The organism is Paraburkholderia sp. RL17-337-BIB-A (genome assembly GCF_046025895.1).
Classification (GTDB): domain Bacteria; phylum Pseudomonadota; class Gammaproteobacteria; order Burkholderiales; family Burkholderiaceae; genus Paraburkholderia; species Paraburkholderia fungorum_C.
Genome location: NZ_JARESY010000001.1, coordinates 914,401 through 933,409 on the forward strand (window position 1 = coordinate 914,401; position 19,009 = coordinate 933,409).

Annotated in this window: 14 protein-coding genes; 7 read left to right on the forward strand and 7 right to left on the reverse strand. The window is 63.7% G+C overall.

Translation table 11 applies throughout. The features are described 5' to 3' along the window. Window positions 1-92 precede the first annotated feature (92 nt). Together P0D84_RS04330 and P0D84_RS04335 are read left to right on the forward strand one after the other, a co-directional pair. Window positions 93-1,538, forward strand: coding sequence for a gamma-glutamyl-gamma-aminobutyrate hydrolase family protein (locus P0D84_RS04330; protein ID WP_408332748.1), 1,446 nt, complete (start codon window positions 93-95; stop codon window positions 1,536-1,538). A 626-nt stretch (window positions 1,539-2,164) separates the two neighbouring features. After that, entirely contained in the window at window positions 2,165-2,881 is a 717-nt protein-coding gene (locus P0D84_RS04335; protein ID WP_408332750.1) for a DUF2968 domain-containing protein, read from the forward strand. Window positions 2,882-3,002: 121 nt separating this feature from the next. Here P0D84_RS04335 and P0D84_RS04340 read toward each other — a convergent pair whose 3' ends face one another. Both P0D84_RS04340 and P0D84_RS04345 read right to left on the reverse strand, forming a co-directional pair. Continuing rightward, window positions 3,003-4,190, reverse strand: a complete 1,188-nt coding sequence (locus tag P0D84_RS04340) for a hypothetical protein (RefSeq protein ID WP_408332752.1) — start codon at window positions 4,188-4,190, stop codon at window positions 3,003-3,005. Between the two features lie 282 nt (window positions 4,191-4,472). Continuing rightward, entirely contained in the window at window positions 4,473-4,997 is a 525-nt protein-coding gene (locus tag P0D84_RS04345; RefSeq protein WP_408339669.1) for a GNAT family N-acetyltransferase, read from the reverse strand. Between the two features lie 312 nt (window positions 4,998-5,309). Here P0D84_RS04345 and P0D84_RS04350 point away from each other — a divergent pair, with 312 nt between their 5' ends. Then, on the forward strand, window positions 5,310-6,611 hold the full coding sequence (locus P0D84_RS04350) for an MFS transporter (RefSeq protein WP_408332753.1): 1,302 nt from the start codon (window positions 5,310-5,312) through the stop codon (window positions 6,609-6,611). 483 nt (window positions 6,612-7,094) lie between these two features. Here the strand turns inward: P0D84_RS04350 and P0D84_RS04355 are convergent, their stop codons facing one another. Beyond that, complete coding sequence (locus tag P0D84_RS04355) at window positions 7,095-8,942, reverse strand: tetratricopeptide repeat protein (RefSeq protein ID WP_408332755.1); 1,848 nt, start codon at window positions 8,940-8,942, stop codon at window positions 7,095-7,097. Window positions 8,943-9,081: 139 nt separating this feature from the next. Here P0D84_RS04355 and P0D84_RS04360 point away from each other — a divergent pair, with 139 nt between their 5' ends. The 3 genes from P0D84_RS04360 to P0D84_RS04370 all read left to right on the forward strand — a co-directional run bounded on the left by P0D84_RS04360 (window position 9,082) and on the right by P0D84_RS04370 (window position 12,313). Beyond that, the gene (locus P0D84_RS04360) at window positions 9,082-9,429 is read left to right on the forward strand and encodes an ArsR/SmtB family transcription factor (RefSeq protein ID WP_408332757.1); all 348 of its coding nucleotides are present in this window, start codon (window positions 9,082-9,084) and stop codon (window positions 9,427-9,429) included. Beyond that, on the forward strand, window positions 9,426-10,520 hold the full coding sequence (locus P0D84_RS04365) for a cation diffusion facilitator family transporter (protein WP_408332759.1): 1,095 nt from the start codon (window positions 9,426-9,428) through the stop codon (window positions 10,518-10,520). Before P0D84_RS04360 ends, P0D84_RS04365 begins: the two co-directional genes overlap by 4 nt. Before the next feature lie 68 nt (window positions 10,521-10,588). Next, window positions 10,589-12,313 carry an FAD-dependent monooxygenase gene (locus tag P0D84_RS04370; RefSeq protein ID WP_408332761.1) on the forward strand — a complete coding sequence of 575 codons (1,725 nt, stop codon included), beginning with the start codon at window positions 10,589-10,591 and terminating at the stop codon, window positions 12,311-12,313. A gap of 116 nt (window positions 12,314-12,429) precedes the next feature. Here P0D84_RS04370 and P0D84_RS04375 read toward each other — a convergent pair whose 3' ends face one another. Genes P0D84_RS04375 through P0D84_RS04390 form a run of 4 tightly spaced genes read right to left on the reverse strand, consistent with a single transcriptional unit; the run spans window position 12,430 to window position 17,733 of the window. Further along, a complete protein-coding gene (locus P0D84_RS04375) occupies window positions 12,430-12,678 on the reverse strand; it encodes a formate dehydrogenase subunit delta (RefSeq protein WP_408332763.1) in 249 nt (82 codons plus the stop codon). 8 nt (window positions 12,679-12,686) lie between these two features. Next, a complete protein-coding gene (gene fdhF / locus P0D84_RS04380; protein WP_408332765.1) occupies window positions 12,687-15,665 on the reverse strand; it encodes a formate dehydrogenase subunit alpha in 2,979 nt (992 codons plus the stop codon). A 14-nt stretch (window positions 15,666-15,679) separates the two neighbouring features. Continuing rightward, on the reverse strand, window positions 15,680-17,251 hold the full coding sequence (locus P0D84_RS04385; protein WP_408332767.1) for a formate dehydrogenase beta subunit: 1,572 nt from the start codon (window positions 17,249-17,251) through the stop codon (window positions 15,680-15,682). Further along, window positions 17,248-17,733 carry an NAD(P)H-dependent oxidoreductase subunit E gene (locus P0D84_RS04390; protein WP_408332769.1) on the reverse strand — a complete coding sequence of 162 codons (486 nt, stop codon included), beginning with the start codon at window positions 17,731-17,733 and terminating at the stop codon, window positions 17,248-17,250. Before P0D84_RS04390 ends, P0D84_RS04385 begins: the two co-directional genes overlap by 4 nt. A 133-nt stretch (window positions 17,734-17,866) precedes the next feature. Here P0D84_RS04390 and P0D84_RS04395 point away from each other — a divergent pair, with 133 nt between their 5' ends. Then, window positions 17,867-18,946, forward strand: coding sequence for a substrate-binding domain-containing protein (locus tag P0D84_RS04395; protein ID WP_408332771.1), 1,080 nt, complete (start codon window positions 17,867-17,869; stop codon window positions 18,944-18,946). The last annotated feature ends 63 nt before the right edge of the window (window positions 18,947-19,009 follow it).

Below are 19,009 nucleotides of genomic sequence, written 5' to 3' on the forward strand. Positions count from 1 at the left end.
AGCAATTGTGTGCGGGTTTGCGGGGCTTGCCCCGCTAGCGGATAATCAGGGCATATTCATTCGTTCGCGTGGAAGGCGCCTGACTGACTGTCATGAGCGAAAACAAACCTGAAAACGCCGGCAAGCCCGGCGGCCCAGCGTCGCCTTCGGCGACGCCAGGCACGACCGCTACGCCGACGGGGTCCGGCACGCCACGCTCGACCGCTTTGCCGGGAGATTCGTCGGCTAACGTCCCTGCTGCGTCAAGTGCATCGCCTGCTGCCGAAGAGGCGGCCGTAAGATCGTCGACCGACGACCCGCAGAGCGCGTCTACCGTTACGCCCACGGACGCGCAAATGGCGCGGCAACGCGACGCCGCCGAAGCGCGCACTGCGGCGGCCGCGTCGACCGCACAGCAGGAGGCCGCAGTCCACGAGCGCGAGGCAGCTAGAGCGGGACATGCCGCCAGGGTTCAAGCCCCGCGTCCAGCTACGCTCGAAAGCAGCGAACCGCTCGCCGGCGGCTTGAGCGTGTCGGTTGACGAGGCCACCGTCACGGAAAAAGCGCAAGAAGCCGCCGCGGCCAGTCGCCCGGCTGGCTCGCCGCCGCCGGGCTTCGGCGCCGCGCCCGACTTCACCGCGACGAACCCGCCACCGCCGAACGCTTTGCCGCCGTCGCCGCCGCGCTATCTGAAGCAAAACGATTCGGCGTGGACCGTGTTCGGCCGCATCATCGCGGCGCGCGCGCGTCAGCTGTTCGATCGCGCCGGTCAACGGATCACGCAGCGCACATTGCGCATCGGCGTATCAGCGCGCATCTTTCACCCGGAGCCGGGCGCGAAGGGGTTGCGCGGCAAAACGCTGCAATATCTCGAGGAGTCGATCGCGCACTGGGTAATGTCGCGCGATGTGCTGGTGTTCATGATTCCGACGGTCGGCCATCAGGGCATGCTGCACCCGAGCAATATCCGTCTGCGCGACTATGCGAAGCATCTCGACGGTCTGCTGCTGCAAGGCGGCGCGGACGTTTCGCCGCAGTCGTACGCGGAGCAGGCGACAAGCCCCGAGTGGCCGGGTGACCGTGTGCGCGACATGTACGAACTCGAACTGCTGCATGAGTTCATCGAGTCGGGCAAGCCGGTGCTCGGCGTGTGCCGCGGCTGCCAGCTGATCAACGTGGCGTTCGGCGGCAGCTTGTACCAGGACATCGCCACCGAAGTGCCGACTGCTGGCGCGCACGTCAACGAGCACTACGATCAGCATCGGCACGGCATTCACTTCCCGGACGGCTCGACGTTGGTCAATATGTTTCCGGGCCGGCGCGAGGCGATCGTCAACTCGATTCACCATCAGGCAGTCAAGACGCTCGGCCGCGATCTGAATATCGAGGCGGTGTCGGCATCGGACGGCATCATCGAGGCTGTGCGCTATCGGCGCGCGCCGTTCGTGATGGGTGTGCAATGGCACCCGGAGTTTCATCGTGCCGGCGGTCCGGAGTTGCTCGATTGCACGCCGTTGCTCGATACCTTCTTGCGGGTGGCGCGCGAAACGCGGTTTTAAGGCTGCGGCCTTAAAACCGCGCTTTCGAGTTTTGGTCTTTCAAACCCGATTCTTGCGAGGCGTTGCCGTTTTTTTCTGAGACGCGCCTCGTGCGCTGTTTTTTCCCCCGCTCTGGCGTTTCTTTCCTCTTCGCTTCTCTGTCGGGGCGCCATCTGGTCGTTGCCGGTCTTCGGCGGCGCGGCATCAAGATTTATCCAGCGTTATCAAGAAAGTCGGGATGGCGAGTGGGATATCGACCAGGTTGCGCAAGTCACCCGAGAATTCGCCTCGCGATACTTCCGGCATATCTGAAGCGGTCCTCGCTTCATCGCGCTTGTGCGAAATGAATAATGCGCAGGTCGAGCGATCTACTTATTTGGCTGCTTGTCTCGAAAATTCCACCCTGCCCGATGTTGCATTCGCGCGAGCGCCATGCAGATTGGGAAACGTCTGCATGAGTCGGATTGTTGCGTTTTTGTCTTATCTGAAATTTTTTATTTCGCGACGAGTGCGTGCATCCGGCCAAATCGTTCGTTATCGATTTATCTCGATTTAAAGTCCGTCAGCGCGACACTTGAATGCTTCGCTTCACAGCTAATCCGCGCGATAATCTGCGGCTGTTTTGGATTTGCATGGAGCATGCACGTATGAAGTACCCCTTAATTGTACGGCGCGCCATGCTGCTCGCGGCCTCGTGCGCGCTGCTGCAGCATGGTGGTCTTGTGCTGGCAGCGCAGAGCGACGAGGCCGCACCTCTAGTTGGCACGCGGCCGGCCATGAACACGCTAACGCCGCAACCGGTCGCCGCCGCGCTGCGCAATGCGGCATCAAGCACGCCGGCTAGCGCGAGCGACGCGCAAGGCAACGTCGCCGAACTGATGCAGATGATTCACGACGCGAAGCTGAGCGAATTACGCACCACGTATAACGGCAGTTATGGCGCGAGTCTGTTTTTCTATCCGCAGGAAATGACGTACTACGTCGCGCTGTTTCAGGACAAGCATTTCTGGCGCGTGATCGAATCGCAGGACACGGCTCGTGCCGAAGCGGTCTATGCCGGCTTCGTCCAGCAGACGGCGCAACTCGCGGACGTCGAGATTCGCCGCACGCAGTTGCAGGCGCAGAAGGCGTATATCGAAGACATCATCGCGTTGTCGGAAGATCGCGCGAAACGGCTGCAGGCCGATCTCGACGTCGCGCGTACGCAGCAGGCCAAGGTCAACGACTACCAGCGGCAGACGCAAGGCGAAGCGGCCGCGCTGCATGCGGAGAAGGAAAAGGCGCAGGCGCAGTTGCGTCAGGTGCAGGGTGAAGTGATGCAGTTGCAGCGCCAAACGGAGTTCGGATTGCCAACGCAGAAGTAGCGCATGAGCGCGAAAAATCTCGGCGTTTTTCGTGGCCGGGTTCGGGCTTCAGACCAACCCCACATTTTTCGGAGCGTGGGGTTTTGTTTTTTTGCGCGCCGATACTGTGATACCGACGCGCTTACTTCGCGAACTGATCGGGATCTTCGGTCACACGACGTTGCGACATGTGATTGATCCATTCAGTCCCACTGATTCCGGTCGAATTGACCGACGCCGCAGGGCGTGACGGCGGCGCAATATTGCGCAGGTGTGTGCCAGCTGACATGCTCATCGACGCGTAGTCGTCGGTGCCGAGTTGCGATGGCGCGAGTGGCGAGTAAGGACCGGCGGACGATGGTTTCGGTGACGTTCGGTGAGCGTTTGCCGACACGGCAATCTGCGACCCTTCGTAGTTCATCGGCGACGCATGTGGCAACTGCGGCGGCAGTTGCGGTGACAAGTTCGCTGCGATGGCGGTGCGCGAATTGCGGTCGCGTCTTTCATGTTGGATCGCCGCGCCTTCGCGTTGCCTGTCCCGGCGACGAGATACGTTCTTGCCGGTTGTGGCACGCGCCTGCGTTGCTTTGGCTGGCGTGACGATTTCTGAGGCAGGACTTGTAGTGAGATCGCGTAGCGGAGCGGTTGCAAGCGCGTTCGGCAAAACTTCACGCGCCGCTGCGCGGTCATTATCGGTTGCGTAAGGCGTGGCAGCGGCATCGGGCGAGTGATGGTTCGCCAACTGGGCTTCCTGACGGACCGGGACCTTGCTCGCTGTTTTGACCTCGCCAATCGTGTGACGCTGCGCCAGATGACCGACTGCGATCCAGGCAAGGATCGCGGCGCCGCCGAGTGCGCAAGCACCGCCCGCTAGCGCACCCCAATGCCTCGACCCGCCGCGTGGCGAGGCCGGCACTCCTGGTGCACTAACCGGCGAGAAAGGTGCGGCTTCGGCGACCGTACGCAATGATCCGTCAACCGATGCATCAACCGATCCGGCGATCAATCCGCCAACCGATCCGCCAACCGATCCGCCAACCAATCCGTCGACAACACTTGTCGAGTGAGCACGCGACGCGAACCCTGAGGACGCAGCCGGCGGCCTGCGCAACGACTCCCACTGGCAGAGCGCGCGGATGGCTTCCGCATTCAGACAAAAGGTACGTAACACGGCTGCATAGAGCGTCTTGAGTTCAGCGCGCAAACTGTGGCCGGGAGGCAGCAGAGACCAATCGCGGCCGAATGGCGGGGGAAGCAGGCGGCACAGTGGCGACAGACTCGGCAGCGCCATGGAGCCTTCGATCAGCGTGAGGGGGATAGTGGTCGACATCGGTTTCTTCGCAGCGCCTCGTAAAGGGGCCGCGGACAGGCGGCTCTGGGGGCTCTGGCTTCAGCGCGATGCGTTCGAAAAATCCGTCCACAAAGCAAGACGGAGACGTCGTTCTCAGGTCGAGCACGCCGCCGCATGAGCGGTCACTGTGAAGCCATCGGGATGCGGAAGATGATGCCCGGAAGTGGCTGAACTAACGATCGGAATGGTCCGAAAAAGAAGCGCCAACCGGGCCAGATTTCGGCCCCGCTTTGGACGAAGATCAAGCGAGGCATGCTTGCGTCATCGATCCAGCCGGTACACATAGCGCAATGCAGTAATATCCACGCCGCCCATATGATCCGGCTCGGCGCCGACGAACTGCCAGCCTTGTTTCTCATAAAAGCCGATCGCCGGTGTGTTGCCTTCGAGCACGTAAAGATACAACTGCGTCTCTCCTTGCGCGCGAGCCCAATCCTCGGCTGCACACATCAACAGCTTGCCCGCGCCGATGCCCTGATGTCCCGGCAGCGCATGCAGGTTGTCGAGCAGCACACCCCACGCGGACTCCGGTTGCCGTTCGACGCAGACGAAACCGATCGGCTCGCCCGCGAGCTCGGCGATCAGGACGATCCGACGCTCGCCGCCCGGTGCGCGCAGGCGTGCTTCCCAATAGGCGGCGCGCTCCTGCATCACGTCGCCGTCGAGGAATGCATCGGGCAACAGGCCGCGATAGGTGGCCTGCCAGCTGGTGCTGTGAATCGAGGCGATCAGTGCTGCATCCGCGAGCGTCGCGGGGCGCAGCGAAAGTGCGTGGGAGGTTTGCATCGGGATGGTGGTCAACGGGAATTGCCTGTCTGCAAAAAGTTTATCGCAAGGGTATAGCGCGGTTGTCTGTAATGAAACCGTATGGAATGCGCGGCAGTATCTTGAACGGTAACATTACGTGTTGCGGGCTTCGGCTGTTTCACAACGTTTACCCTGGTACCGGGCGAATGCGTTCAGCATGACAATGCCGCGCCCCCGGCGCGTTCTACGTCTACCCTATTGCCTGTGGCATCCGCTTGCCAAGCGCGGTGGATCGTTTCAACTGCCTGAGCGCCGCCTGTCATCGTGGCGACGGGCTTATCAGAGAATGTCATGTCTACTGCGTCACACGCCACTTCCTCCTCCGCAGAATCCAAGGTCAAGACAGTTTTCCGCGTGGTCAGCGGCAACTTTCTTGAGATGTACGACTTCATGGTCTACGGCTATTACGCGTCCGCGATTGCCAAGACCTATTTCCCGAGCGGCAACGAATTCGCCTCGCTGATGCTGTCGTTGTCGGTATTCGGCGCGGGTTTCCTGATGCGGCCGCTCGGCGCGATCGTGCTCGGCGCCTACATCGATCATCACGGCCGGCGCAAAGGCCTGATCCTCACACTCGGGCTGATGGCGCTCGGCACCCTCACGGTCGCCGCTATTCCGGGCTACGCGACCATCGGCGTCCTTGCGCCGGCGCTGGTGCTGTTCGGCCGATTGCTGCAAGGCTTCTCCGCCGGGGTCGAACTGGGCGGCGTGTCGGTGTATCTGTCGGAGATCGCCACCAAGGGCAACAAGGGCTTCTACTGCGCGTGGCAGTCGGGCAGCCAGCAGGTTGCCGTGGTGTTCGCCGCGCTGATCGGCGTGTTCCTGAACAAGTGGTTGCCGGCTGACCAGATGACGGCCTGGGGCTGGCGCGTGCCGTTCCTGATCGGCTGCCTGATCGTGCCGTTCCTGTTCCTGATTCGCCGTTCGTTGCAGGAAACCGAGGAATTCAAGGCGCGCAAGCATCATCCGAGCATGGGCGAGATCATGAAGACGATGGCCGCGAACTGGGGCATCGTGCTGGGTGGCATGGGCATGGTGATCATGACCACCGTGTCGTTCTACATGATCACGGCCTATACCCCGACCTTCGGCAAGGAAGTACTGAAGCTGTCGTCGATCGATACGCTTGTGGTCACTGTCTGTATCGGTCTGTCGAATCTGGTCTGGCTGCCACTCGCGGGCGCGTTGTCGGACCGTATCGGCCGCCGTCCCGTGCTGCTGGCCTTTACGATCCTGACGATCGTCACCGCATATCCGGCGCTGCAATGGCTGGTCGCCGAGCCGTCGTTCGCTCGCCTTCTGGCGGTCGAACTGTGGTTGTCGTTCCTGTACGGCAGCTACAACGGCGCGATGGTGGTGGCGCTGACCGAAGTGATGCCGGTCGAAGTGCGGACTGCCGGTTTCTCGCTGGCCTACAGCCTTGCTACGACGATTGGCGGCTTCACGCCGGCCATCTCGACGCTGCTGATTCACACCACCGGCAACAAGGCCGCACCGGGCCTGTTCCTCGGCGTGGCGGCGATCTGCGGGCTGATCGCGACGCTGGTGCTGTATCGCACGCCGGAATCGCGCGATCAGTATCGAACGGCTTAAGGGCAAGGTTAAAGCTCACCGTTCATCCGGACAAACTAAAACCCCGCGTTCTTACGAGCGCGGGGTTTTTTCGTGGGGCGCCGCCTTTTTGACGGATTTCGGGAACGCCGGACCGGTTAGCCGCGGCGTAATTCGTCCGCCACGGCGTCCACTACGTTGCTGCAAAGGATGTGTCGCCAACGCCGCCCCGGTTAGCCGCGGCGCAATTCGTCCGCCACGGCCTTCACTACGTTGCTGCAATGGATGTCGCCAACGCCGCCCCGGTTAGCCGCGGCGCAATTCGTCCGCCACGGCGTCCACTACGTTGCTGCAATAGATGTCGCCAACGCCGGACCGGTTAGCCGCGGCGCAATTCGTCCGCCACCGCCTTCACTACGTTGCTGCAATGGATGTCGCCAACGCCGCCCCGGTTAGCCGCGGCGCAATTCGTCCGCCACGGCCTTCACTACGTTGCTGCAATGGATGTCGCCAACGCCGCCCCAGTTAGCCCCCGCGCAATTCATTCGCCACCGCCTCCACCACGTCGCCCCACGCGCCCGGTTGCGGCTGGCGCAGCAGCGTTGCGCCCGGATACCACGGGCTGCGCATCTCGCCGATGAACCAGCGCCAATCCGCGGCGAACGGCAGCATCAGCCACAGCGGCTTTCTCAGCGCGCCAGCCAGGTGAGCGATCGAGGTGTCGATCGACACAACCGCGTCGAGTCGTTCGATGATCGCCGCGGTATCCGCGAAATCGCCGATCCGTTGATCGAAGCGATGAATCGACGCCGCACGCGGATGCGCGTCGAGCGCCGCGCGTTCCTCGGCGCTGAGTTCGGGTTGCAGCACGATCCAGTCGATCCCTTCGAGCGCGAACAGCGGAGCGAGCGCCGCGAGCGGCATCGAACGGGTTTCGTTTTTCTGGAGGCGTCCTGACCACGCGATGCCAACCTTGCGCTTCGCTTGACCGCCGAGCGAGCCGCGCCATTTGCGGCCATAAGCCGGCGGCGCGCCGAGATAAGGCGTGCGGGCGGGGATCGTGTCGCAGGTTGTGCCGAGCGCGAGCGGTAAGCTGAGTAGCGGGCATTGCAGATCCGCCACTGGACGCGGTGCACCCTGGGCAATCAGCGTCACGCGCCAGGCTTGCGCGGCCGGTGCAAGCAGCGGCAGCAATTGCGGCTGCACTTCGAGCACGACGCGCGCCGCCCGCTGCGCGGCCAGTGGCACAAAGCGCACGAATTGCAGCGTGTCGCCGAAACCCTGCTCGGCGTGGATCAGGAGCGTGCGTTGTTCGATCGGCTCGCCGTGCCAACGCGGCAACGTCTGGATGACCGGTTGCGCGGTGGTCTGCAGCCGCCATTCGTATTCCGGCAGCCCGCGCGCGAAATCGCGCAATGCGAGCCATGCAAGCGCGCGGTTCATGTGGGCGGACGCGAGGTCGGGGCGCAAGCGCAGCGCCTGATCGAACGCCCGCACAGCGGCGGCGTGCGCGCCCAAGGCCTGGTGCGCTGTGCCGAGACTCAGCCAGGCGAGCGCGAATTGCGGATCGAGGCCGACCGCGCGTTCGAGATACGGCAGCGCTTCTGCATGGCGTCCCAACGCCGCGAGCGCGTTGCCGAGGCCGAAGATGGTGGGCGGCAGGTTCGGCTGCAAAGCGAGCGCGGTCCGGAACGAGGCGACAGCTTCTTCGTGGCGGCCGGTGGCGTCGAGCGTATTGGCGAGATTAAAATGCGCGGCGACGAAACGCGGTTCGGCCGCCAGCGCCGCCTGAAAGCTTGGGATCGCCTCGTTCGCGCGGTCAAGCGCGTTCAGCGACATGCCCATGTTGTTCAGCGCGCCAGCATGCCCGGGACGCAATTCGAGCGTGCGCTGGAACGACGCGACAGCTTCCGCGTGACGGCCGAGCGCATGCAATGCGTTACCGAGATTGTTATGCGACGAGGCGTCGTTCGGTTGCAGGCGCAAGGATTTCTCGAAGGCGTCGGCGGCGTCTTCGTGACGGCCCACCGAGGCGTACGCATTGCCCAGGTTGTAGTGCGCCATCGGGAAGGACGGTGCAAGCGTGAGCGCATTGCGGAACTGTTCGATGGCGTCGTCGATCTGGCCGAGCGCCTTCAGCGCGTTGCCGAGGTTCAGTTGCAGCGCGGCATCTTCCGGGCGCAGGTTCACCGCGCGCCGCACGAGCTCGGCGGCTTCGGCGTGCTGGCCCTGCTGGTGGCGCAGGACGCCCAGCAGGTGCAATGCATCGACGTGCACGGGATTGCCGTCGAGCGTCGCGCGGTAGTCGCGTTCGGCGTCTTCGAGGCGGCCGTCACGATGCGCCGCGAAAGCGCGGTCAAATACTTGTTGCATGACGGAGGGCTGGCATTTCGGGTGAGGCGGACGCTGCATTTTCCCACACTCGCCGGGCCGTTCTCCGATTTGACCTGTTGTCTCGATATCTATAACATGTGAATAATTGTTCATATGTTCGCCGCCGACGCTTTCTGCAATGGTTTCCACGATATCGCTAGCCAGTTTCGACCACCGCCCGGTGGAGATGATCGTGCCGCTGGCCGACCTGTTCCGGTTGCTCGGCGACCCGACGCGCTTGCGCATCGTGCTCGCGTGCGTCGACGAACGGCGCGCGGTCGGCGCGATTGCCCAGGGGCTGGGTTTGTCGCCGTCGCTGGTGAGCCACCATCTGCGGCTGTTGCGCGCCGCACGAATCGTGCGCGCGGAACGGCAGGGCAAGCAGGTGTTCTATCTTGCCGCCGACCGTCACATCAGCGCGATGCTGGCCGGCATGCTCGAGCATGTGGCTGAGCCGGCCGGCGAATTTCCTCTTGACCCGTCATGAAGAAAACCGCCACCCCGAAGCGGGCCGCCGAAGAGCGCGAGGACGACGATGCTCACAGCCACGGCAATCACTCCGGCCACAACCACAGCGGGCAGAGCCACGGCAATCACGCCAGCCACAACGACAGCGGCCACAGCCACGGCAATCACGCCAGCTACAACCACAGCGGCCACAACCACGGCAGCCACGCCGCCCACCACCACGCCCACGCCCCCGTCTCCGGCCACGGCCGCGCTTTCGCACTCGCCGTCGCACTGAACGTGGCGATCGTGGTGGTTCAAGCCATCTACGGCGTGATCGCGCATTCCACCGCGCTGCTCGCCGACGCCGGCCACAATCTCTCCGACGTGCTCGGCTTGCTGCTCGCCTGGGGCGCAGCCTGGCTCGCCACGCGCCGTCCGTCGGCCCGCTATACATTCGGCTACGGCAGTTCGTCGATCCTCGCGTCGCTCGCCAACGCGGCACTGCTGCTGTTCGCGTGCGGCGTGATCGTCGCCGAGGCAATCGGACGCCTGGTGAACCCGGCGCCGGTCGCGGGACTGGCGGTGTTCATCGTCGCGACGGTCGGCGTGGTGGTGAACGGCGTCTCGGCGTGGCTTTTCATGCGCGGCCAGAAGGAAGACCTGAACATTCGCGGCGCCTTCCTGCATATGGCCGCGGACGCCGGCATTTCGGCCGCGGTTGCAATCAGCGGTCTGGTGATTCTCTACACCAGCTGGACGTGGCTCGACCCGGTGATGAGCCTGCTCGTGGTCGCGGTGGTGGTGTATGGGACGTGGGGCCTGCTGCGCGATTCGGTGCGCATGGCGCTTGATGCCGTGCCGCCCGGCGTCGACCTGCAGTCTATCCGCGACTATCTGGCCGGACAGCCCGGTGTCACCGACGTGCACGACCTGCATGTATGGGCGCTGTCGACTACCGGCAATGCGCTCAGCGCGCATCTGGTGATGCCGGCAGGCCATCCCGGCGACGAGTCGATCGACAGCATCGTCATCACCCTGCGCGAACGTTTTTCGATGCAGCATGCGACGCTGCAAGTCGACCTCGGCACCACCGAGCATCGTTGTGCGATGGATCATCCCCACGATTGATGCAGCGCACCGTCGACTGGATTATCGGCGGCGTACACTAGAACGTCCTGTTGCCTCCGGAGTTCCGCATGGACGCTGCCGCACACGATGCGTCGCCGGTGCTGATCGTCGGGGCGGGTCCGACCGGGCTCGCCGCGGCAATGAGCCTGGCGCGTGCCCACATCCCCGTGCGTCTGATCGACAAAGCATTGCAACCGAACCCGTACTCACGGGCCATCGGCATTCAGGCGCGCACGCTCGAACTGTTTGAACAGCACCGGCTGATCGAGCCGTTTCTCGAACTCGGTCATCGCGCGCGCATCGCCAATCTTTTTTCCAATGGCATGCGTCTCGCGCGCCTCGATTTCGATCCGCTGCACACGCGCTATCCGTATCTGCTGTTTCTCGATCAAGCCGTGACCGAACGTCTGCTGACGGAGCATCTCGCGACACTCGGCGTGACGGTCGAGCGCGGCGTCGAACTGACGATGTTCTCGCAAGGTTCCGCCAGCATTCAGGCGACCTTGCGGCGCGCGGACGGTCATACGGAAACCATGCGGCCTTCGTACCTGATCGCCGCTGACGGTGCGCACAGCACGATCCGTCATCGGCTCGGATTGAGCTTTGTGGGCAGCACCTTCGAGCAGACGTTCCTGCTTGCCGACCTGCATGCCGAAACCGATTGGCCGGAAGACGAATTCCATATCTTCGCTTCGGGTGACGGTCTCGTCGCGTTGTTTCCGATGGGTCACGGGCGCCATCGTCTGATTGCGGACCATCCGGTCGATCCGACCACAGTCCCGGCGCCGGCCACACCCGCCGTGCCCGGTGAACCGCCGCTCAATCGGGTTTCGCCGCCGTCGCTCGCCGAATGCAAGGCGCTGATCGCCCGGCGTGTGCGGGAACGCGTCGACGTGTCGGACCTGACGTGGTCGTCGTATTTCCATCTGAACAGCAGGATGGTGGAGCGGCTGCGCGTCGGCCGTGTTTTCCTCGCGGGGGACGCGGCTCACGTACACAGTCCGGCCGGCGCGCAAGGGATGAACACGGGCATTCAGGAAGCGTTCAATCTCGGCTGGAAGCTCGCGCGTGTGTTGAAAGGCGCGGCGCCCGACCGCCTGCTCGATACGTATCACCTCGAACGGCATCCGATCGAGCGCGACGTGTTGCGGCAAACCGGCTTCATCACGCATATGGCCGAGGCCGATCACGGACCGTTGAAGCTGCTGCGCGAGCGCGTGATGCCGGTGCTGGCCGCGCTCGGTCCGCTGCGCGATGCGGCGCGGATGACCATCAGCGAGTTGTCGATCCAGTATCGGCGCGGTCCGCTGACGCTCGAGCGCGTGCTGGACGGCGGTCCGCGTGCCGGCGAGCGCGCGCCGGATGCGCTGGTGCATGTGGTGGACGGGCCGCTCGGGCGCGCGCCGGGCGTGGGTTGCGTGTTCGATCTGCACGATCCCGCGTTCTTTTCGTTGTTCCTGCTGGTCCCGCCGCTACCGGTCGACGGCACGCCGCTCGATCCCGCCGCGAAACACGCAGCGCCGCCAGACCCGGAGCTCGAGCGACTGGCAGCGGAAATCGAGCGATTGTTGCCGGGCGCGGTACGCATCTGGCGCGTGACGGATACGAGCGGGGAGGGCGGCCCGGCGTTGTCCGAATCCTATGGACGCACGCGGCCGTCGTTCTATCTGGTACGGCCGGACGGCTACATCTGCGCGCGTGGGCGCACCGGCTCCGATCTGCACGGCTTGCTGCGGCATTGCGAAGCGTGGTTCACGGTGGGTGGGGTGATACCGGAGCAGGCGGCGCTGTGAGGAGGGGCGCAGAGATTGCCTGCGAGGTGGGTGCCTGGGTGAGATCGTGAGCGCTACCGTGTGAAGCAGCCCTGACATGGGCCGCTTCACACGGTAGGCGCCAGGGAACGGTGCCGCTACGCGATTGCCGCTGCCGGCGTCAGCGCGTCGCGATGCTTGACGAGCGCTTCCCTGACGATGCCCGACATCTCGATGCCGTTCGCATCCGGTTCATCGAGCGCTGCCAGCAAAGCGCGGCGCATACGCGGTTCCCAGAAGCGGCGGATATGATCGGCGATGCCGGCGAGCGCTTCTTCGCGATCCGGCATCGAATCGAAGAAGTCGCCGATCCGGTTCGCCATGTCGATCAGACTCTGATTGTCCATGGCTTGCCTCACTTACCTGACGTTGCGTTGGCCAACTCGCGCTGCTTCAGCAGATCGAGCTGCTCCGTGTTGAAGCGCGAATAGTCCTGCTGCCATTGCGACGGCTGTTCGACTGGCATCACCTGCACCGCGGTCACTTTGTACTCGGGACAGTTGGTGGCCCAGTCCGAGCTATCGGTGGTGATCACGTTCGCGCCCGACTCGGGGAAGTGGAACGTCGTGTAGACGACACCCGGCTGCATCCGCTCGGTCACTTTCGCGCGCAGCACGGTTTGTCCCGCGCGCGATTCGATACCGACCCAATCGTCGTCCTTGATGCCGCGTTCTTCCGCATCGTGCGGATGCAACTCCAGCCGGTCTTCGTCGTGCCAGCGCGAATTCTCGGTGCGGCGCGTCTGTGCACCCACGTTGTATTGCGACAGGATGCGACCCGTAGTGAGCAGCAGCGGGAACTTGCGCGTGACTTTTTCCGGCGTGGCGATGAACTTTGTAATCACGAACTTGCCCTTGCCGCGCACGAAGGTGTCGATGTGCATGGTCGGCGTACCGTCGGGCGCGTTCTCGTTGCACGGCCACTGGATGCTGCCGAGTTCTTCAAGCTTCTTGTACGACACACCGTGGAAGGTCGGCGTGAGACGTGCGATCTCGTCCATGATCTGCGACGGATGCGTGTAGTCCATTTCATAGCCGAGCGCGCGCGCGAGCATCACCGTGACTTCCCAGTCGGCGTAACCCGGCACCGGCGGCATCACCTTGCGCACGCGCGAGATGCGGCGTTCCGCGTTGGTGAAGGTGCCGTCCTTTTCGAGGAACGACGAACCGGGCAGCAGCACGTGTGCGTACTTCGCGGTCTCGTTGAGGAAAATATCCTGTACGACGATGCATTCCATCGACGACAACGCCGCCGACACGTGATGCGTGTTCGGATCGGACTGCACGATGTCTTCGCCCTGGCAGTACAGGCCCATGAAGGTGCCGTGCACCGCGGCATCGAACATGTTCGGAATGCGCAGACCCGGTTCGGGTTGCAGCGTAACGTTCCACGCTTCTTCGAACAACGCGCGCGTGATCGAATCGCTGATATGTCGATAGCCCGGCAATTCGTGCGGGAACGAACCCATGTCGCACGAACCCTGCACGTTATTCTGGCCGCGCAGCGGATTCACGCCGACACCTTCGCGGCCGATATTGCCGGTCGCCATCGCCAGATTCGCGATGCCCATCACCGTCGTCGAGCCTTGTGCGTGTTCGGTGACGCCAAGGCCGTAGTAGATCGCGGCGTTGCCACCGGTGGCGTAAATGCGGGCGGCTTCACGGATGGATGCGGCGGGCACGCCCGTGAGTTCCTCAGTCGCTTCCGGCGCATTTTCGGGCAGGGCGACGAACGCACGCCATTGCTCGAATGCGCGCGTTTCGCAGCGCTCGGCGATGAACGCTTCGTTCAGCAAGCCTTCGGTCACGATCACATGCGCGAGCGCATTGACCACCGCGACGTTGGTGCCCGGACGCAATTGCAGGTGATGCGAGGCCTTCACGTGCGGCGTATCGACGATATCGATGCGGCGCGGGTCGACGACGATCAGCTTCGCCCCTTCGCGGATGCGGCGCTTCATGCGTGAGCCGAACACCGGGTGGCCATCGGTCGGATTCGCGCCGATCACCATGATGACGTCGGCTTTATCGACCGAGGCGAACGTCTGCGTGCCCGCGGATTCGCCAAGCGTGGTCTTCAGGCCGTAGCCGGTCGGCGAGTGGCACACACGCGCGCAAGTGTCGACGTTGTTGTTGCCAAACGCGGCGCGCACGAGCTTCTGTACGAGATACGTTTCTTCGTTCGTACAACGCGACGACGTAATGCCGCCGATCGAATCGCGGCCATGCTTCGCCTGAATGCGGCGGAATTCCGATGCCGCGTAGCTGAGCGCTTCTTCCCAGCTGACTTCGCGCCACGGATCGGTGATCTTCGCGCGAATCATCGGCTTGGTGATGCGGTCCTTATGCGTCGCGTAGCCCCATGCGAAGCGGCCCTTCACGCACGCGTGGCCTTCGTTGGCCTGGCCGTTCTTGTGCGGCACCATCCGCACGACCTGGTTGCCCTTCATCTCCGCCTTGAACGAGCAGCCGACGCCGCAATACGCGCACGTGGTGACGACTGAATGCTCGGCCTGGCCGAGCATGATGACGGTCTTTTCCTGCAAGGTCGCGGTCGGACACGCGGCGACGCACGCCCCGCACGACACGCACTCCGATTCCATGAACGGCTTGTTTTCACTCGCCGCGACGCGCGATTCGAAACCGCGTCCGGCGATGGTCAGCGCGAACGTGCCTTGCGTTTCCTCGCATGCGCGCACGCAGCGGTTGCAGACGATGCACTTCGACGGATCGTACGTGAAGTACGGATTCGATTCGTCCTTCTTGTCCTTCAGGTGGTTCGCACCGTCGAATCCGTAGCGTACGTCGCGCAAGCCGGTGACGCCTGCCATGTCCTGCAATTCACAGTCGCCGTTGGCGGGGCAGGTCAGGCAGTCGAGCGGGTGATCGGAGATGTACAGTTCCATCACGTTACGGCGCAGCGATTGCAGGCGGTCGGTTTGCGTGCGGACCTTCATGCCGGCTTCGACGGGTGTCGTGCACGAAGCAGGGTAGCCGCGCTTGCCTTCGATCTCGACCAGGCACAAACGGCACGAGCCGAACGGTTCGAGCGAATCGGTCGCGCAGAGCTTCGGCACATTGACGCCGGCTTCGGCGGCGGCACGCATCACTGAAGTGCCGGCCGGGACCGTCACCGCCTGACCGTCGATTTCCAGCGTGACGTCGACGTCGGCATGACGCGCCGGTGTGCCGTAATCGGTGTCGTCAAAGAACGAATGCGGTGCACGCTGTTGCGCTTGTGCTTGCGATTTGCACGCGCAGTTGCCGGAGCCGCAGCCGCCCCCCAAGGGGACTTCCTTCGGGGCGCCGGAAGGGGCGTTGAGCACATTGGACATGTGAGGCTCCTGGGTCAGGCCGCAGCCGCTTTGGGCGCGTGATCGTGAACGTTGTCGAGACCGAAGTCTTCGGGGAAATGGTCGAGCGCGGACAGCACCGGGAACGGCGTCATGCCGCCCATCGCGCAGAGCGAACCGGACACCATCGTGTCGCATAGATCGCGCAGCAACTGCACCTGTCGCGTGGACGTATCGCCATTGCGAATCCGTCCGATCACTTCGACGCCGCGCGTCGAGCCGATCCGGCACGGCGTGCACTTGCCGCATGATTCGAGCGCGCAGAAGTGCATTGCGTATTGCGCGAGTTCGGCGAGATTCGAGGTGTCGTCATGCACGACGATGCCGCCGTGGCCGACCACCGCGCCGACTGCCGCGTAGGCTTCGTAGTCCATGGGGATGTCCCACTGGCTTTCCGGCAGATACGTGCCGAGCGGCCCACCGACTTGCACTGCGCGCGCCGCGCGGCCGCTTGCCGTGCCGCCGCCGTAGTCATAGAGCAATTCGCGCAACGTGACGCCGAACGCCAACTCGACGAGGCCGCCTTGCTTCACATTGCCGGCGAGCTGGAACGGCAGCGTGCCGCGCGAACGGCCCATGCCGAAGTCTTTATAGAAGGCCGCGCCGCGCGCGAAGATGATCGGCACGGTGGCGAGTGTGATGACGTTGTTGATCACAGTCGGCTGGCCGAACAGGCCGACTAACGCCGGCACGGGCGGCTTCGCGCGCACGATGCCGCGTTTGCCTTCGAGCGATTCGAGCAGCGCGGTTTCCTCGCCGCAGACATAAGCGCCTGCGCCCTTCGCCACGAACAGGTCGAAGCGATGCGCCGGCGAGCCGAGCACGCTGTCGCCGAGCCAGCCGGCGGCGCGTGCTTTGGCGATCGCGGCTTCGAGTGTCGCGATCGAGTGCGGATATTCGCTGCGTACATAGATATAGCCGACCGTCGCGCCGGTCACGACGCCCGCAATGATCATCCCTTCGATCAGCACGTACGGGTCGCTTTCCATCACCAGGCGGTCGGAGAAAGTCCCGGAGTCGCCTTCGTCCGCATTGCAGACGATGTATTTCTGCGCCGCCTTGGCGCCGCGCACCGTGCGCCATTTGATGCCGGCGGGGAAGGCTGCGCCGCCGCGGCCGCGCAGACCCGATTCGATCAGGGCTTCGCAGGCGGCGTCGCCGTCGGTTTTCAAGGCTTGCTTGAGACCTTCGAGGCCGCCGTGGGCAACGTAGTCGTCGATGGAAAGCGGGTCGGTGATGCCGATGCGCGCGAAGGTCAGGCGCTGCTGCTTCTTCAGATACGGAATTTCGTCGACCACGCCGACGCGGCGGGCGTGCTCGCGGCCCTCCACGAAGCCGGCGTCGAATAGCGCTGCAACGTCGGTTTCCTCGACGTTGGCATAGCCGACACGGCCTTCGGCCGTCGCGACTTCGACGAGCGGTTCAAGCCACAGCAAACCGCGTGAACCGTTGCGGACCAGTTCGATCTCAATGCCGCGGCGTGCGGCTTCGGCTTCGATTGCTCGAGCCAGTTCGTCGGCGCCGACTGCCAGGGCTGACGAATCGCGGGGAACGTAGATGCGCGTCATGCCGTGACCTCCACGCATTTGCTGGCGGCGGCGAACAGTGCGTCGAATTTTTGCGGCGTCACCTTGGCGTGCAAGGTGCCGTTGACCATTAACGCCGGCGACAGCGCGCATTGACCGAGGCAATACACCGATTCCAGCTCGACTGTCGCCCCTTGCTCGTGTTCAGCATCGAAACGGCAACCGGTGTGCGCCTCGATATGCTGCGCGAGCGCCTCGGTGCCCATGCTCCGGCACGCTTCGGCGCGGCATAGTTGCACCGTGACGGGTGCTGCGGGCTGCGTGCGGAAGTGATGGTAGTAGGTGATGACGCCGTGTACTTCCGCGCGCGACAGGTTCATGGCACGCGCGAGAGGCGCAACCGTGGCGGGCGGGACATAGCCGAGTTCGTCCTGAATCGCGTGCAATACCGCTAACAACGTCATGCCCGGCTGCGCGTGACGCTGCACGAGCTGGTCCGGCGCAATGGCCATGGAATCGTCCAAGTGAGGCTCCTTCAAAGCCATATATGCACTTGTTATTCATAATGCGTGCACTTATGCTTTGTTTATTCGATAGGGGATAGCGGAACAATAGGCGGGTCAAACGCCTCGTGCAATAGGAAAGAGTTAAGCATATATGATCAGAATCGAGTGTCAGGCGCAGCTGGTTGTGAAGGGTCCCGACGGCCGCGAGGCCAGCCTGTCGGACGTGGTGCCGTTACTCGCGTTGGTGGACGAGTCCGGCAGCATCGCGCAGGCGGCGACGCTTAAGGGTTTGTCCTACCGTCACGCGTGGGGTTTGTTGCGCAGCATCGAGGAGCGTTTGGGTGGTCCGCTGATCGCGAAGGAGCGTGGGCGGGGCTCGGTGCTGTCCGAACTCGGGCAGGCCGTGTTGCGCGCACAGCGTCTGTGCGGCGAGCGGCTCGACGGCAATATGCAGGCGCTTGCGAGCGAAGTCGCCAGTGAGCTGAACCGCTGGCTCGCGCCACCCGCCGACGACGTGCGGATCTACGCGTCGCACGGTTACGCCGTGGCGGCACTGGTGACAGCGCTGGTCGCGAACGATCTGCCGGTCAACATCAAATACCGCGACAGCGCGGATGCGGTCAGCGCGCTCGCCCGCGGCGAATGCGATCTGGCCGGCTTCCACTTACCACTGGGCGAATTCCGCGCCGCCTGTGCTGATACGTATCGGCGCTGGCTCGATCCGCAGCGTCACGTGCTCGTGCATCTCACTCGGCGCAAGCAGGGCCTCTTTCTCGGCAAGGGTAATCCCAAGGGAATCGGCGGCCTGAGCGATCTCGCTCGCGACGACATTCGCTTCGTCAATCGTCAGCCTGGCTCCGGTACGCGCATGCTGCTCGATCTCGCGCTACGAAAAGTCGGGGTCGATCCGGACAGAGTTAACGGTTATGCGTCGGCGGAACTCACGCATTCGGCGATCGCGGCTTTCGTGGCGAGCGGCATGGCGGATGTGGGCTTCGGCGTCGAGCCGGCGGCGCACCACTTCGGGCTCGACTTTATTCCGATCGTCGACGAAGACTATTACTTCGCTTGCGACCGCGCCCGGCTGGAGCGCGCGCCGCTCGCAACGGTAATCGGTTTGCTGCGCGGCACGGCGTTTCGGCGTAGTGTCGAGCAGCTAGAAGGTTACGATCCGCGCGACTGCGGCAAGCTGCTCGATCTCGATGAGGGGCTTGGCCCGGCTACGGTGTAAGCGACTGTAAACAAAATGGTGCCGTCGCCGCTGCGTAGGGCGTCTGTTTGGGATAATCTCTAA

Coding starts and splice junctions, on each gene's coding strand:
- P0D84_RS04330 (WP_408332748.1), top strand. CDS start 93: ATGAGCGAAAACAAACCTGAAAACGCCGGCAAGCCCGGCGGCCCAGCG.
- P0D84_RS04335 (WP_408332750.1), top strand. CDS start 2,165: ATGAAGTACCCCTTAATTGTACGGCGCGCCATGCTGCTCGCGGCCTCG.
- P0D84_RS04340 (WP_408332752.1), bottom strand. CDS start 4,190: ATGTCGACCACTATCCCCCTCACGCTGATCGAAGGCTCCATGGCGCTG.
- P0D84_RS04345 (WP_408339669.1), bottom strand. CDS start 4,997: ATGCAAACCTCCCACGCACTTTCGCTGCGCCCCGCGACGCTCGCGGAT.
- P0D84_RS04350 (WP_408332753.1), top strand. CDS start 5,310: ATGTCTACTGCGTCACACGCCACTTCCTCCTCCGCAGAATCCAAGGTC.
- P0D84_RS04355 (WP_408332755.1), bottom strand. CDS start 8,942: ATGCAACAAGTATTTGACCGCGCTTTCGCGGCGCATCGTGACGGCCGC.
- P0D84_RS04360 (WP_408332757.1), top strand. CDS start 9,082: ATGGTTTCCACGATATCGCTAGCCAGTTTCGACCACCGCCCGGTGGAG.
- P0D84_RS04365 (WP_408332759.1), top strand. CDS start 9,426: ATGAAGAAAACCGCCACCCCGAAGCGGGCCGCCGAAGAGCGCGAGGAC.
- P0D84_RS04370 (WP_408332761.1), top strand. CDS start 10,589: ATGGACGCTGCCGCACACGATGCGTCGCCGGTGCTGATCGTCGGGGCG.
- P0D84_RS04375 (WP_408332763.1), bottom strand. CDS start 12,678: ATGGACAATCAGAGTCTGATCGACATGGCGAACCGGATCGGCGACTTC.
- fdhF (WP_408332765.1), bottom strand. CDS start 15,665: ATGTCCAATGTGCTCAACGCCCCTTCCGGCGCCCCGAAGGAAGTCCCC.
- P0D84_RS04385 (WP_408332767.1), bottom strand. CDS start 17,251: ATGACGCGCATCTACGTTCCCCGCGATTCGTCAGCCCTGGCAGTCGGC.
- P0D84_RS04395 (WP_408332771.1), top strand. CDS start 17,867: ATGATCAGAATCGAGTGTCAGGCGCAGCTGGTTGTGAAGGGTCCCGAC.